The sequence below is a fragment of the Ruegeria sp. CDSA236 genome (assembly GCF_059611285.1).
Genome location: NZ_JBXWPG010000010.1, coordinates 27,000 through 41,019 on the forward strand (window position 1 = coordinate 27,000; position 14,020 = coordinate 41,019).

Below are 14,020 nucleotides of genomic sequence, written 5' to 3' on the forward strand. Positions count from 1 at the left end.
TAGCGTGTGCACATCTTGCAGAGGCGGTGTCGCCTCGGCTTGTATATTCGATGGCTCAGATCAGCGTGAATGGCCAGTACAAGATAGGGCCAGATCGGGTAGGTTCGTATCGCCAGTCGGGCACAGCACGGTTATTTGGCCGCCTCAGCCCGTATTTCTACGGGTTTGTCATGGGACTATGTTTGTGTTCAATTCGCGCAACTTGCGATTTGGGAGGATCCGCAGATGACAGGGGCCAACATATATGAACGCCACTTGGATCAATGTCAGGCGAATTATACGCCGCTGTCACCGCTAAGCTTTATCGAACGGACGGCGCAGGTCTACCCTGATTACCCGTCAGTTGTTTATGGCGTCCGCCGGTATTCCTGGGCCGAAACCTATACCCGTTGTCGTCGACTGGCGAGCGCTCTGGATAGGCGTGGAATAGGGCGAGGAGATACAGTTTCGATCATCGCAGCAAACATCCCCGAACTGTACGAGGCCCATTTTGGCGTTCCCATGGCCGGCGCCGTGCTGAACGCGATTAACACCCGGCTGGACGCGCCGATCATTGCCTTCATCCTGAACCATGCGGAAACCAAGGTGCTGCTGGTCGATCCGGAATTTTCTACGGTTGTGCAAGACGCACTGGAACAGGTTGATCACGATATTCTCGTCATCGATATCGAGGATCCCAGCTTTGATGGTGGCGAGAAACAGGGCAGTCTGACTTACGATGCGCTCTTGGCCGAAGGCGATCCCGAGTTCGCATGGTCCCTGCCAGCGGATGAATGGGATGCGATCACGCTTAATTATACCTCGGGCACCACAGGCAATCCAAAAGGGGTTGTGTATCATCACCGCGGTGCGGCCCTGAATGCCCAATCTGATCTGCTGGACTGGGGCATGCCCCGGCATTCAGTCTATCTGTGGACCTTGCCGATGTTCCACTGCAACGGCTGGTGTTTCCCTTGGGCCATGGCGGCAAATGCAGGGGTCTCGGTTTGCCTGCGGGCGGTTCGGGATGAGCCGATTTATGCCGCCTTCCGGGATGAGAAGGTCACGCATTTCTGCGGTGCGCCGATTGTTCTGAACATGTTGGCCAACGCGCCCGATCACCTTAAGGATTTCGATCACGAGATCAAAGTGATGACCGCAGGCGCTCCACCTCCGGCGGCTGTGGTTAAGAAGATGGAGGATATGGGGATCGAGGTTACCCATGTCTATGGCCTGACCGAGACTTATGGTCCGTCCGTGGTCTGCGCCTGGAAGGATGAATGGAACAGCAAAGAAGGCGAAGAACGCGCCGCTTTGAAGGTTCGTCAGGGTGTGCGGTATTCGGCCCTGTCCGGCCTTATGGTGGCCGACCCGGATACGTTGGAACCCGTGCCTGCGGATGGCGAGACGCTGGGTGAGATTTTCATGCAGGGCAATGTTGTCATGAAAGGTTATCTCAAAAACTCCGATGCCACGGACAAGGCGTTCCGGGGCGGTTGGTTCGCCTCGGGCGATCTTGGGGTGATGCATGCGGATGGATATGTCGCACTCAAGGACCGGTCCAAAGATATCATCATCTCAGGAGGTGAGAATATCTCATCGGTTGAGGTTGAGGATATCTTGTACAAGCACCCCGCCGTGATGGAGGCCGCCGTGGTCGCCCGCCCCGATGACAAATGGGGCGAAACACCATGCGCCTTTGTTGAACTCAAACCAGATGGGCAAGCGACAGAGGCAGAGATCATCGCGTTCTGCCGGGACAACATGGCCCATTTCAAGGTGCCTAAGACGGTGGTCTTCGGTCCTTTGCCAAAGACCTCGACCGGCAAGATTCAGAAGTTCAAGCTGAGAGATCAGGCGAAGGCATTGGGTTAAGGCTGGTCGAAGATCGACAGATCCAGATCCAGCATCTCACCCATCCAAATGGCGCGGTCGCGGTGGTCTGCTAGATGCTCGCCGGTTTCGGGATGGGTGAATATCGTCAACCCTTGCCGATTCAGCGTCAGCCAGGGAATGACCTGATCAAATGCGTCGGCTGCAAAGCCCAACTGGCAGCTCCACCTTGGATGTGGGCCTACATTGCGGGCGTGCATCCGCCCCATTGCAACTGGGAACAGGCGCACTGCTTCTTCACAGAGCTGCCGGGCGGTATCCTGCGTTTCTGCATCGAAATAGACATGGGCGTGATAGCCGATGATTTCGGGCATTGGGGCCTCCTGCATTTTGTTTTGAAGAACGTAAGGCAGGGGTCAGGCAATTCCCATTCGCATCGTCACACAGACCCTGTGCAGAGGATCAGGTGGGGGCGTGTTGATCGGGATGCGCTGCGGCAAAGGCTGGGTGTTTGGCGCAGGCGGCCTCGACGCCCAGGATACGGGGCAGGTCGGTCAGATCGACCTGATAGCGGCGGGCATTGTACATCTGTGGGATCAGGCACAGATCAGCCAGCCCTAGCTGCGGTCCAGTGCAATATGGGGTCTGTTGGAAACCGCCCAACTGGGCTTCGAACGCAAGCAGACCTGGTCGTATGAAATGGTTCATCCAGTTGCCAGGCATGCCTTCTGCATTCCCACTGAGCGCGGTTGCATGGCGTGCGACTGACAAATTGCAGACTGGGTGAAGATCAATGGCGATGGTTTGTGCCAGCGCCAGTGCTTGTGCGCGGATACCGGGTTCCGCAGGAAGCAACCCCAGACCCCGTGTCATGTCCAGATAGTCGATGATTGCCAAAGATTGCGTCAGCCGCAGCCCGTCAATCTCAAGCACAGGAACCAGCCCCTGCGGGTTGCGCCTCAGATGAGCGTCAGATTTGTGATCTCCGGCGACAAGATCGACAGACACCGCACGATAGGTGATGCCAGCCAAGTTTAACGCGATCCGCACCCGGTAGCTGGCCGACGAGCGCCAATAATCATACAGAACTACGCCACTCATCGCTGGCCTCCTGTTTACGTCAATTCTCGTTCAGCTTGGCGGCTTTCAGGGCTTCAGACAACACCTCGGCATTTCCGATATGGTTGGCTAGCACCAGTACCAACCGCGCATTCAGCGCGTCGCTGTCGGTTTTATCCAGCCCGTCATGGGCGGCGATCAGTTCAAAATAGAAATCATCTGCATTGTCCAGATTAGGGGTGAGGATCAGTTGGGTCATCTCGCTTACTCCTTACCGGTGGCCCTGCGGATCGCCTGCCGGAATGCGTTTTCTTCGTACGTATCACGGCGGGCGGCCACGTGTTGATCGGGACGGATCAGATAAACCGCGCTGGTGGCATCCCCCAGATAGCGGCGCTTGAGCGCCAGGGTCGGATCGTCCTTAACGGACAACGCCAAGCGGGTTGCCTGAACCCCGTCTTCCTCAAGAGTGTCTGGTGCGTCGGCGTCAATCGTCAAAAGGGTAAACTTGCCCGCGAGTTTCGGCAGCAGGAACGCGGCGCCGAGGGGGGCATCCGGGCACGCAGCGCCGGGACGGGTAATATCTGGCCCGTTCAGCGCATCTGCGGAATTCAACGACGAGCCCGCATAGGTACAAGGTGTGCTCAGACGGCCGGAATTCACCAGAGGGCGCGCGAATTCGTAGTGCTCGCCCAGGTCAAGAACGGCGTCGCGCAACAGGCGGGACATCTGGGATTTCGGCGTGATGAAGTCGGTCGAGCGACTGGAATAGGCAATATTCTCATCAGCGGCCTGCACCCGTTCATGGCTGTAGCTATCCAGCAAATAATCGGGCGCTTTTCCGTCGATAACCAGCTTCAGCTTCCAACACAGGTTGTCCGAATCCTGCACACCCGAATTGGCCCCACGCGCACCAAACGGGCTAACCTGATGGGCGCTGTCGCCGGCAAACAGGACCCGGCCATACCGGAATCGCTCCATCCGGCGACACTGGAAGGTATAGATCGAGACCCATTCCAAATCGAATTCGACATCTTCGCCCAGCATCTCCTTGAGGCGCGGGATCACATTCTCGGGCCGTTTTTCCCGTTCCTTGTCGATATCCCAACCCAGTTGCAGGTCAATGCGCCAAACATTGTCAGGCTGTTTGTGAAGCAGGGCGGATTGCCCCCTGTTGAACGGTGGATCAAACCAGAACCAGCGTTCGGAAGGAAAGTCAGCCTCCATCACGACATCAGCTATCAGGAAGTTATCTTCGAACACGCGCCCGTCGAAATCCAACCCGAGCATCCTGCGGGCCGGAGAGTGCGCGCCGTCACAGGCGATCAACCAGTCGGCTTCTATGTTGTAGGGGCCTTCGGGGGTCTCTACCTCAAGCGTGACATGGTCCTCATGGGTGCCGATCGCCTCGACCCTATTGCGGCCGCGAATATCGATTGGCGCGCCTTCAGCTTGGAGTGCGCGCAAGCGGTCCACAAGGATCTGTTCTAGGTGATATTGCTGCAGATTGATAAATGCCGGATTGGCATAGCCTTGTTCTGGCTGCAAATTGAATTCATAGATCTGTCTTGTGTCGAAAAAGACCTTGCCGGTATCCCAAAGAACACCTTTCCGGACCAAGGGCTCTGCGCATCCAAGCCTGTCGGCTATGTCCAGCGTGCGCTGTGAAAAACAGATGGCCCGGCTGCCAAAGCTGACCTTGTCATTTTCGTCTAGAACGACAACCTCAACGCCCTGTTGTGCCAGATCAATAGCTGTGGCCAAGCCGATTGGCCCGGCGCCGATGACGATCACCTTGTGGCGTATTGGGGCTACGGCGTCCTGATCGGGATTTCGCGCGTAGGCGTAAAGCGGTATTTCGAAGATCTTGTTCATGGGGCTCTCCCATTGCGCTGCGCTGAGGGTCCTTTCCACCAGCCGTTCAGGCTCAGTGGTCCCGATCCCAGGGTCTCACTAATCCGTCCTGCGAAAAACGATCTGGATCAAATGCGACCGTATGTCCTTAACTCTGCAAGGCTTCCCACATCTCCAGATCTCGTTGGGCGGTCCAGATGCGCGGGGTGTCGATCCCGCGCGCCTCGTCATAGGCACGGGCGACGTTGAAGGGCAGGCAGTGTTCATAGATCGCGTAATCGGCGAATTTCGGGTCGCATTCGGCGCGCACCGCGTCCCATGCTTCTTTCAGGCTTCCTCCGCGCGCCGCGACCTTGGCTGCTGGACGATAGGTGCTGTCGACAAAATCGCGGGTGTTTTCGATGGCTGCATTGACCATGTCCTTGCCGACCAGGGCATCGCCACGGCCTGGCGCAATGGCGTCGACATCAAACCACTTGATCTCATCCAGTGTATCGCCCCAGTCGCCGAAATGCCCATCGCCGCAGTAACAGGCCGAGTGATACTCGACGATGTCACCGGTAAACATCACATTCTGATCGGGTACATGGATCACGATATCGCCTGCTGTATGTGCGCGGCCCAGATGCATCAGGTCAATCCGACGTTTGCCCAGATATACCGTCATGGTGTCGCTGAACGTGGTCGTGGGCCAGGTCAGACCGGGAATGCTTTCGTGCCCTTCGAACAGGCGCGGGAAACGCTGGAACTCACTGTCCCAATCTTCCTGTCCCCGTTCCACCACCATCGCGCGGGCCATGTCTGACATCATGATCTGCTGCGCCCCAAAGGCGCTGGCACCCAGAACACGGACGGCGTGATAATGGGTCAGCGCCACATGCGTGATCGGCTTGTCGGTGACCGAGCGCACGCATTCGATTACCTTGTTGGCCAAACGGGGCGTCGCCTGTGCCTCGACAATCATGACACTGTCATCACCGATGATGACGCCCGAATTCGGATCCCCTTCGGCGGTAAAGGCATAAAGCCCGTCTCCTACCTCGGTGAACGAGATTTTCTTTTCCGACATGTCCCCTTGGGACGCAAATGCCTTGGCCATTTCTGGTTCCTTATCGCGAATATGGGTTTTCGAGAGCGGGCAGCACGGTTCCGGCACATTCGCCAAATCCGATCGTGTACCCTTTCCCCTTGGCCGCCCCTGTCAGGGTCAGCGTGTCGCCATCCTCGATAAAGCTGCGGCTTTCGCCGGTCTCCAGCGTTAGCGGCTCTTTCCCGCCCCAGCTGAGCTCCAGCATCGAACCGCGCTCGGGCTTTGTCGGGCCAGAGATGGTGCCGGACCCCAGCAGATCGCCGGTGTTCATCGGGCAGCCCGAGGTCGTATGATGGGCCAGTTGCTGCGCGGCGGAGTAATACATCTGACTATAGTTTGTCCGCGCAATGGTCGTCGGGGCCTTGCCGTCCGGGGCCATGGTGATCGACAGATCAATGTCATACAGCATCGGGCCGGGTTCTTTGAGGTGGGCCAGCAACTCAAAATCCCGCTCGGGCGTGTCACAGCGGAAAGGTTCCAGCGCCGCCTTGGTCACGATCCATGGGCTGATCGACGTTGCGGTTGCCTTGGCCTGAAACGGCCCAAGCGGCTGATACTCCCACGCCTGAATATCGCGGGCGGACCAGTCATTCAGAAGGACATAGCCAAAGATATTGTCGTCGGCCTCTTGCACGGAAATTGGTCCGTCAGAGGGTGTGCCCACGATGGCGCCCATCTCAAGCTCGATGTCGAAACGACGGCTGGGAAGGAAGGCCGGAAGGTCCTGATCGGGGGATTTCAACTGACCCCAGGGGCGGCGGATATCTGTTCCCGACACCACGACCGAAGACGCCCGGCCATTATACCCGATGGGAATATGCAGCCAGTTAGGGGGCAATGCATTCTCTGGTCCACGGAACATGGTGCCGACATTTTGGGCGTGGTGCCGACCGGCGTAGAAATCGGTATATTCGCTGACGGCAAAAGGCATGTGCAGCTCGGCATCTGCCTGCGCCACAAGCAAAGGCGCGACGTCCTCTTGTGCCGCGCTGCCTTCGGCCAGCAGATCCATCAGACGGTTGCGCAGGGCGGCCCAAACGGCGGGGCCTTGCTCCATCAGTGGGTTCCAGAAAGGCAGGTCGAACAGCGGTTCGTCGTCCAGAACGACCAGGCCCTCGGCCTCGGCAGCTGTGACATCAAGGATCATGTCGCCGATTGCAACACCACAATGCGGGTCTTCGCCGCCTGTCGAAAACACGCCATAAGGCAGGTTGTTCAAAGGAAAAGGGTGATCGGCAGAATTGGCCGAGCTCACCCAGGATTTCTTCAATGGCATTTTGTCTCCAAACCTCTGTCAGGGGCCAAGATTTTTCGTCGAAAAATCTGCGACCTCAATCGGTATTATTTCTTGCCCGGTGTACCGTCGAACTTTTTCTCAAGCGACGTCCAGCAGTCAATGTAATCATCCTGCAGCGGGGCCTCGGTCGCTGCAAATGATGTCAGATGCTGCGGGAACCGGGTTTCGATCATGAAGGACATCGTATTATCCAACTTATCCGGTCCAAGGTTCGAATTCGACGCGTTGTCAAAGGCATCCTGGTCAGGTCCGTGCGGCAACATCATGTTGTGCAGACTCATGCCGCCGGGAACAAAGCCCTGTGGTTTGGCGTCATACTGGCCGTAGATGTTCCCCATCAGCTCGGACATGATGTTCTTGTGGTACCACGGAGGACGGAACGTATCTTCGGCCACCATCCAGCGTTCGCGGAACAGGACAAAGTCGATATTGGCTGTGCCCGGCTGTCCAGACGGCGCGGTGAGTACGGTGAAGATCGACGGGTCAGGGTGGTCAAACAGGATCGCCCCCACCGGGCAATATGTGCGCAGGTCGTATTTGTACGGGGCATAATTGCCGTGCCAGGCGACTACATCCAGCGGGCTTTGCCCAATCTTTGTGGTGTGGAACTGCCCGCACCATTTGACGGTGACGGTCGATGGTACCTCACGGTCTTCATAGGCCGCGATAGGTGCCTTGAAATCTCGTGGGTTAGCCATGCAGTTGGCGCCGATCGGGCCGCGTCCGGGCAGTTCGAATTTTTGCCCGTAATTCTCGCAGACAAAGCCGCGGGCAGGGCCCTCAAGAACCTCAACCCGATAGACCAACCCGCGCGGCAGAATGGCGATTTCCTTGGGCTCAAGGTCGATGATCCCCAACTCGGTCGCAAAGCGCAGGCGGCCTTCTTGCGGCACCACCAGCAATTCGGAATCGGCCGAGAAGAAATAGTCATTCACCATCGATTCGGTGACCAGATAGATGTGGCTGGCCATCCCGACCTGCGTATTCACATCCCCTGCTGTGGTCATCGTGCGCATGCCTGTCAGCCATGTCAGCCCATCTTGGGTATGAGCGACGGGGTCCCAGCGATACTGGCCCAGGCTGGTAACATCTGGGTCAACACAAGGCGCCGATTTCCAATAGGGCAGGTCGATCTTATCGTAGCGATGCGAATGCTTCACCGAAGGGCGGATACGATAGCACCAGGTGCGCTCGGGTGGGTTGGCGGTAAAGGCAGTGCCGCTCAGTTGTTCGCCGTATAGCCCATAGTTGCAGCGTTGCGGGCTGTTCATGCCCTGCGGCAGCGCACCGGGTAGGGCCTCGGTTTCGAAATCATTGCCAAAGCCGGGCATATAGCCCGGATGGGTGCCAGAGGGCGTACTGGCCTGGATCATTTTATGCGGGTCTGTCGGATGGTTCATCCTTGGCTCCTGCTGTTTTCTGCTTGTGAGATAATAGTTGATTTTGTAACTAACAAGCATGACAAAGACAGAAAGTACCGAAAGAGACGGGTTTGATCTGCTGGATTTCCTGCCCTATCTGCTGAACCGGGCAGCCGAGGAAAGCGCACTGGAATTTCAGCGTGTATACAAAGACCGCTATGGGATGCTGCGCACGGAATGGAGAGTGTTGTTTCATCTGGGCAATTACGGAGAATTGAGCGCGAAAGAAATCGGTCAACGCGCCCGGATTCACAAAACCAAGATAAGCCGCGCGGTCAGCAGGCTTGAGCAGCGCCGATTTCTTGTCAGAACCGTCAGCCAGACAGATCGCCGCGTTGAACATCTTGCATTGACCACGGCCGGACGGTCGGTTTATCGCGAATTGCGCGGTATTGCGCAGCAATATGATGCTCAGCTTGCCGCAATGTTCACAGAAAACGAGGCTACCTTGTTGCGCAAAATGTTGCGAAAGCTGGCTGATATGAATTGACCTCTGGTAATTCGAACCTTTCGCTCCCAGATGGAAGCCAGAGCGGACACAGGAATGTGAAATGACAGCCCCGAACCAAAACGCGGCAAAATCAAATGATCTGATCAACTGGCTGGTGACGCGGGGCCTTGAAGGTGCCGAAAAAGAAGAATTGCTGGATGGCTATTGCACCCGTCTGATTGAACTTGGTGTGCCCCTGATGCGATTTCACGCGGCGCAATCGGCGCTGCACCCGGTATATGGCGGCACCGGATACAGCTGGTATCAAGACACCGGCGGTGACTATCAAAAATTCGAGTATTCAGAAGAGACCAGAGAAGACTGGATGAGCAGTCCTCTATATGCGATTTTACATCACGATCTTGACGGCGTCCATGAACGCATGGTCGATCAGAACGAGCCCAGCCGCTATCCATTGATCAATGAATTACGCGAAGCTGGTGCGACCGAGTATTACGCTAAAGGTGTGAATTTCGATCCGCGGTCGCAGACCTCAAAAAAAGCCGTAGATGGAGTCCTGTTGTCGTGGGCCTCGAACGCGCCGGATGGGTTTCGGGAACAGGATCTTGACCTTATCAATACGGCCCTGCCCCATTTGGGCCTGGCACTAAAGTCAGCCTCGAACGCGCGGATATCCAAAGATCTGATGCGCGTCTACTTAGGTCGGGATGCTGGACGGCGTGTTTTGTCGGGTGAAATTCGTCGCGGATCCCTACAGCAGATCGACGCCGTGATATGGAATTTCGACCTTGAGGGCTTTACCAGCCTCTCCGAGAATCTGCCCGGAATCGAGATCATCGATATGTTGAACGACTATCTGGCGGTTGCCGTTGGCGTCGTGCACGATAATGGCGGCAATATTCTGAAGTTCATGGGCGATGGACTGATGGCTATGTTCAATGTCGGCGAGATTGAAGAGGACGTGCAGGCGGCCCTGCAGGCGGTTCCCATGTTGCAGGACCGGATCGCCGAACTGAATGCGCAGCGCGAATCCGCTGGACTGCCGGTGGCCAACTTCACACTGGCCTTGCATGCGGGCGAAATTCTGTATGGCAATATCGGTTCTGAGACACGTTTGGATTTCACGGTGATCGGCCCAGCGGTGAATCAGGCCGCGCGTATCGCTGGCATGCATCGGTCTTTGGGGCAACGGATACTGATCTCGGATGACGTAGCCCGCGCGGCGCAGCCCTGCGATCAGGATCTGATCTCGGTCGGGCGCTATATGCTGCGCGGTGTGGCCGAGCCGAAAGAGCTGTTTACGGTTTATAATGTTGCCGGAACGCAATCAGGCGTTTGAGCGTCCGGTTTGAGCCCATTCTGTGAATTCGGTTTTCTCGCTGCGTGCGCTCGCAGCACGAAAATCTCCACGGCCGCATCATTCTCAGCGCCGCTGCGCGGTGTGAAAACCGGCCATTCAAGCATGCCGCTGCGAGATTTACTTCCCAGATTTACAGGTTGCGGGACGAAGGGTAAATTCGCTGCGGTTGCGCCGATGTCCGTTTTACAGCAACGGCCAGAAAAATCTCGGTGAACAGCTAACTCGCATCGCATTTTGTATCCGACTAAATCAGCAGCTGAGTTCGACCTGCCAACCCGTAAATGGATGGCGTACATTGGGTCGGAGATTGCTCAATTCAAAGTTCTTCAAATCACCGAGGAAAAACCACTCCCCCGGTACAATTGTTGCGTCGCACCCCGTAATCTGCTCCGCGGCGGATTCGACATCACTTCCAGTATATGATCCGCGTTGCCTTGGGATGCCAACCAATGCCGCTGATCTGTCATCCGAAGTAGCGACCATAAATGAAAGACCATCTATTTCAGCCACTTGAGGTGCCGGATTGCTTTGAGATGCAGGAGTTTCTGACAGTGTAAAACCCTCTACTTCCGACGTGGGCGCGACATCACAAGATGCCAAAACCACCAGCGAAGCTGATAACAAAAGAGCGTTCTTCATACATTGTCCCATCGAGTCATCAAGAGTGAACTCCACCTGTTGGCGCTGGTATAGGCAAAGGGCTATTTCTATTCAAGACTACACGGCGCTACAGAATTTGATTTTGACCCAGTTCGTATGAGTCGCGGCTCCATCACTGCGTCCCTAAGTGAAAACCCTTTCACTCAAACACACACCTCGACTTTTAGTAGCAGTCATTCGCTGCACTGCAACAGCTAGGAAGGATTGGGCTCCTAGCTGCCGAATGCACCGGCAGAAATGGTGTTCTCGGCTGACTTCCGAGAGCAGGCATTCACTCCGTTTGTACGATAACTTCGTCAGCGCGGTGCTGATGTTCGGGGATGGAGGGAGGATCGGAGGGCAAATCATGCCAAGAGTCCAACTTCCCGCTGTCACTCCGAAACGAAAAGCCTGGAACAAGGGCCGGATTGTCGGCCAGAAACGGCCGCTGCTTCCGAAACAGGTTTGGGCTATCCGTGCGCGTGTCTGTTATCCAAAGCAAAACCAAGCGGCCCGTTCAGTTCGAACTCTCTGAAAACACGCGCGATACGATTGCCTCTTGGATCACGTCACCGGAAATGATCGGCTGCCGTTTCATGTTTCCCAGCCGGTTTCACGACCGCTCGCATATCTCAACACGCCAATATGGTCGACTTGTGCGAGATTGGGTGGCGGCGATCGGGCTGGGGCCCAGTGGATACGGTACCCATTCGCTGCGCCGGACCAAAGCAGCGGAGATATACCGCAAAACCGGAAATCTCAGAGCAGTTCAACTCCTGCTTGGACACACAAAGGTAGACAGCACTGTCAGATACCTTGGTGTCGAACTTAAAGATGCGCTGAGCATCGCCGAGCAGATCGACATTTGAACCACGTTAGCGGGCCGCACTTGCCGTTCGCCAATCCGGATCGGACTCACATTCGTGCCGCAGCGGTTGTTCGATTCAAGCCCGTATTGACCGATGCTGCGGCTTGTATATTTTGGTAATAAGGGCGGAGAGCTGACCTTGGCCGCGAGTGCAAAGCGAACAGTATATTACGGAGAAAGCGGACGTTCGGTCCCAAACTGCTGAAAGTAATCGTCAGACCACCCCTCGGCGGCATTCAAGGCTGTTATCATATGGTGCCCTTGCCATGTGGCTGCACCAGTCATCCTTCGTAGTAGCTCGCTTACTTTTTCTTCGTCTGGGCCTCTATCCTCAGGTTGCCCAAAGATGAAAAAGGTTCCCAGAGCATTTGGGTGAACGAACTCGCTCAACGTGTCATAGTTCTTCATCGCAGAAATCCTGCTAACAAGGTCTTGGATTTCCAGTCCTGATGACTTGACCTCGTCTAACGCGTTAAAAAAACCTTTCATTACAGGATATTTGGTCCAGAGGTATTCAACATAGGTATGGTCTAGTTTGTCGAGGTGCCTCATAGCATCCATGACGTGAACGCGCTTGGCGATGCCCCCGCCGTCGACCGGTCCGCCGAGGAACTGAGCAACTCGTCCTTCAAAAGCTTCAAGGTCGCCCTTCTGCGTCATTCGAGACACCTCATGCACAAAAAAGGCTGCCATGCCGACAGTCTCAATCTGTGCTCTCGCAAGGATGGCCGCGCTTACTACCCTATTCTCCTCAAGTAGTCGGCCAGCTGAATCGGCTAAGTTAATAAATCGCCTACAGAATGATCTTTTCATTTCCTCTATTGAAAATAGTTGGGTCCCGCGAGGATCAGATTTGAACTCGATTGGCCGATCACCCCATTCCTTTATTTCGCAGTAGATATTGTTTAGGCGCCACGACCTCAGCTCTTCCACTCCCTCGATAAATTTCTTGATTTCAATTGCGGTCATAGTTTTCTCCGTTGCGCCGCTTGTGGATTAAGTTCAGGAAACCGCTCGGCTAACCCCTTGAACTTTCCCGAGACAACGTCGAAATTCAACCAAAAGGTGAGGTTGAGCGAAGTTGTTTCACGCGAGCGAAGACAGCCTAGATGATCTGATGAGGGCTGTCTTCAAGCAGCTTCTCAACGGGCGTGGGAATTTTGAAGTCGACTCAAACAAGGGAAGAAGCACCGAGGTTTTTGGCGCGCTCTTAGAACTAAAAAACCCGCGGGCGCGGCTAAGCCGATCATTTTCAAAGGCCAAAGCTTTTAGCCCAATTGGCGAGTTTTTCTGGTATCTAGCGGGCAGTGATAGCGTCGATTTCATCAAACACTACATCCCCAATTATCCAAAACTGATAAAAGACGAAGTCACTGCAAACGGGGCCTACGGACCGCGAATTTTTGGAAAAGGGGCACTAGAAAAGCGTGACGGAGTTAGCGAGTGGGATCGGGTGATCCGTACTTTGCGTGAGCGAGAAGGCTCGCGCAACGCACTAGTACAAATTTACGCCAACTCCGATGCAAGGCCCAAGAACGGCGACAAGCCTTGCACCTGTACCATTCAATTTGCGGTTAGGAATGGGCAGTTGATGATGCACACGCATATGCGTTCCAATGACGCATTCTTCGGCCTCCCGCACGACATCTTCACATTCACTATGCTTCAAGAGGTTGCAGCTCGTGAACTTGGCTTTGGGTTGGGTAATTACACCCATTCTGTAACAAGCCTACACCTATACCATGACTGTGAGGCAACTGAGGATCGCCTAGCGAACACTTCGACATCTGGTGCCGAAGCATACTACAGAGAGGGTTTCCATGATTTCTCGCCAATGCCTGAAATGCCATCAGGAAACCCATGGCCGAGCATCGATAAGGTAAAGAGAGCGGAGCAGGAAATTCGATCTGGCAACATAGGTTACGTTGTTCCAACTGACCTTGACGCATACTGGCGAGATTTCATTGAACTCTTCAGAATTCATAAGATGTTTGAGGAAATGAAGAAACGCGGAGATGGCCTCAGAACCGAGAGGCCCGAGCTACGTAGAGTTGTAAATATCATGAAGGATATTTCACCGACCTATCGAATCTACATCCTTGGTAGGCTCGAAAGAAAAAAATCTCCCGTTAGGGATCTATTTGAAAATTTGAGCTGAGGCGGCGGCAA

13 protein-coding genes and 1 pseudogene are annotated in these 14,020 nt (G+C 55.3%); 5 read left to right on the forward strand and 9 right to left on the reverse strand.

Going from position 1 to position 14,020, the window contains the following annotated elements:
- The first annotated feature begins 225 nt into the window (after window positions 1-225).
- Window positions 226-1,854, forward strand: a complete 1,629-nt coding sequence (locus tag AC2FLB_RS15390; RefSeq protein ID WP_282022212.1) for an acyl-CoA synthetase — start codon at window positions 226-228, stop codon at window positions 1,852-1,854.
- Here AC2FLB_RS15390 and AC2FLB_RS15395 read toward each other — a convergent pair.
- The 7 genes from AC2FLB_RS15395 to hmgA all read right to left on the reverse strand — a co-directional run bounded on the left by AC2FLB_RS15395 (window position 1,851) and on the right by hmgA (window position 8,512).
- On the reverse strand, window positions 1,851-2,186 hold the full coding sequence (locus AC2FLB_RS15395; protein WP_281973544.1) for a DOPA 4,5-dioxygenase family protein: 336 nt from the start codon (window positions 2,184-2,186) through the stop codon (window positions 1,851-1,853). The two genes, AC2FLB_RS15390 and AC2FLB_RS15395, sit on opposite strands and share 4 nt — an antisense overlap.
- Before the next feature lie 88 nt (window positions 2,187-2,274).
- On the reverse strand, window positions 2,275-2,913 hold the full coding sequence (gene maiA / locus AC2FLB_RS15400) for a maleylacetoacetate isomerase (RefSeq protein ID WP_282022213.1): 639 nt from the start codon (window positions 2,911-2,913) through the stop codon (window positions 2,275-2,277).
- Window positions 2,914-2,932: 19 nt separating this feature from the next.
- Window positions 2,933-3,130, reverse strand: a complete 198-nt coding sequence (locus AC2FLB_RS15405) for a DUF2783 domain-containing protein (RefSeq protein ID WP_142639098.1) — start codon at window positions 3,128-3,130, stop codon at window positions 2,933-2,935.
- 5 nt (window positions 3,131-3,135) lie between these two features.
- Window positions 3,136-4,746 carry an FAD-dependent oxidoreductase gene (locus tag AC2FLB_RS15410; protein WP_496692093.1) on the reverse strand — a complete coding sequence of 537 codons (1,611 nt, stop codon included), beginning with the start codon at window positions 4,744-4,746 and terminating at the stop codon, window positions 3,136-3,138.
- A gap of 127 nt (window positions 4,747-4,873) precedes the next feature.
- A complete protein-coding gene (locus tag AC2FLB_RS15415; RefSeq protein ID WP_496692094.1) occupies window positions 4,874-5,824 on the reverse strand; it encodes an MBL fold metallo-hydrolase in 951 nt (316 codons plus the stop codon).
- A gap of 10 nt (window positions 5,825-5,834) precedes the next feature.
- Window positions 5,835-7,091, reverse strand: coding sequence for a fumarylacetoacetase (fahA, locus tag AC2FLB_RS15420; RefSeq protein WP_282022216.1), 1,257 nt, complete (start codon window positions 7,089-7,091; stop codon window positions 5,835-5,837).
- A 65-nt stretch (window positions 7,092-7,156) separates the two neighbouring features.
- Window positions 7,157-8,512 (reverse strand): homogentisate 1,2-dioxygenase, encoded by a 1,356-nt coding sequence (gene hmgA / locus AC2FLB_RS15425; RefSeq protein WP_496709576.1) that lies wholly within the window; start codon window positions 8,510-8,512, stop codon window positions 7,157-7,159.
- A 58-nt stretch (window positions 8,513-8,570) separates the two neighbouring features.
- Between hmgA and AC2FLB_RS15430 the strand changes: the two genes are divergently transcribed.
- Window positions 8,571-9,023: a MarR family winged helix-turn-helix transcriptional regulator gene (locus tag AC2FLB_RS15430; RefSeq protein WP_142639108.1), complete on the forward strand. Its 453-nt coding sequence runs from the start codon at window positions 8,571-8,573 to the stop codon at window positions 9,021-9,023.
- Window positions 9,024-9,084: 61 nt separating this feature from the next.
- Window positions 9,085-10,323 carry an adenylate/guanylate cyclase domain-containing protein gene (locus AC2FLB_RS15435; protein WP_282022217.1) on the forward strand — a complete coding sequence of 413 codons (1,239 nt, stop codon included), beginning with the start codon at window positions 9,085-9,087 and terminating at the stop codon, window positions 10,321-10,323.
- Window positions 10,324-10,593: 270 nt separating this feature from the next.
- Here the strand turns inward: AC2FLB_RS15435 and AC2FLB_RS15440 are convergent, their stop codons facing one another.
- Window positions 10,594-10,983: a hypothetical protein gene (locus AC2FLB_RS15440; protein ID WP_496692096.1), complete on the reverse strand. Its 390-nt coding sequence runs from the start codon at window positions 10,981-10,983 to the stop codon at window positions 10,594-10,596.
- A gap of 367 nt (window positions 10,984-11,350) precedes the next feature.
- On the opposite strand from AC2FLB_RS15440, the pseudogene AC2FLB_RS15445 reads away from it, so the two are divergent.
- Window positions 11,351-11,852 (forward strand): annotated as a pseudogene (locus AC2FLB_RS15445) (tyrosine-type recombinase/integrase).
- A gap of 167 nt (window positions 11,853-12,019) precedes the next feature.
- Here AC2FLB_RS15445 and AC2FLB_RS15450 read toward each other — a convergent pair.
- A complete protein-coding gene (locus AC2FLB_RS15450) occupies window positions 12,020-12,820 on the reverse strand; it encodes a hypothetical protein (RefSeq protein ID WP_496709577.1) in 801 nt (266 codons plus the stop codon).
- A gap of 148 nt (window positions 12,821-12,968) precedes the next feature.
- Here AC2FLB_RS15450 and AC2FLB_RS15455 point away from each other — a divergent pair, with 148 nt between their 5' ends.
- On the forward strand, window positions 12,969-14,009 hold the full coding sequence (locus tag AC2FLB_RS15455; RefSeq protein ID WP_496709578.1) for a thymidylate synthase: 1,041 nt from the start codon (window positions 12,969-12,971) through the stop codon (window positions 14,007-14,009).
- The last annotated feature ends 11 nt before the right edge of the window (window positions 14,010-14,020 follow it).

Bases quoted from the DNA above. Each gene is read 5' to 3' on its own strand.
- AC2FLB_RS15410 (WP_496692093.1), bottom strand. From the start codon at position 4,746: ATGAACAAGATCTTCGAAATACCGCTTTACGCCTACGCGCGAAATCCC.
- fahA (WP_282022216.1), bottom strand. From the start codon at position 7,091: ATGCCATTGAAGAAATCCTGGGTGAGCTCGGCCAATTCTGCCGATCAC.
- AC2FLB_RS15440 (WP_496692096.1), bottom strand. From the start codon at position 10,983: ATGAAGAACGCTCTTTTGTTATCAGCTTCGCTGGTGGTTTTGGCATCT.
- AC2FLB_RS15395 (WP_281973544.1), bottom strand. From the start codon at position 2,186: ATGCCCGAAATCATCGGCTATCACGCCCATGTCTATTTCGATGCAGAA.
- AC2FLB_RS15455 (WP_496709578.1), top strand. From the start codon at position 12,969: ATGAGGGCTGTCTTCAAGCAGCTTCTCAACGGGCGTGGGAATTTTGAA.
- AC2FLB_RS15415 (WP_496692094.1), bottom strand. From the start codon at position 5,824: ATGGCCAAGGCATTTGCGTCCCAAGGGGACATGTCGGAAAAGAAAATC.
- maiA (WP_282022213.1), bottom strand. From the start codon at position 2,913: ATGAGTGGCGTAGTTCTGTATGATTATTGGCGCTCGTCGGCCAGCTAC.
- AC2FLB_RS15435 (WP_282022217.1), top strand. From the start codon at position 9,085: ATGACAGCCCCGAACCAAAACGCGGCAAAATCAAATGATCTGATCAAC.
- AC2FLB_RS15450 (WP_496709577.1), bottom strand. From the start codon at position 12,820: ATGACCGCAATTGAAATCAAGAAATTTATCGAGGGAGTGGAAGAGCTG.
- AC2FLB_RS15430 (WP_142639108.1), top strand. From the start codon at position 8,571: ATGACAAAGACAGAAAGTACCGAAAGAGACGGGTTTGATCTGCTGGAT.
- hmgA (WP_496709576.1), bottom strand. From the start codon at position 8,512: ATGAACCATCCGACAGACCCGCATAAAATGATCCAGGCCAGTACGCCC.
- AC2FLB_RS15405 (WP_142639098.1), bottom strand. From the start codon at position 3,130: ATGACCCAACTGATCCTCACCCCTAATCTGGACAATGCAGATGATTTC.
- AC2FLB_RS15390 (WP_282022212.1), top strand. From the start codon at position 226: ATGACAGGGGCCAACATATATGAACGCCACTTGGATCAATGTCAGGCG.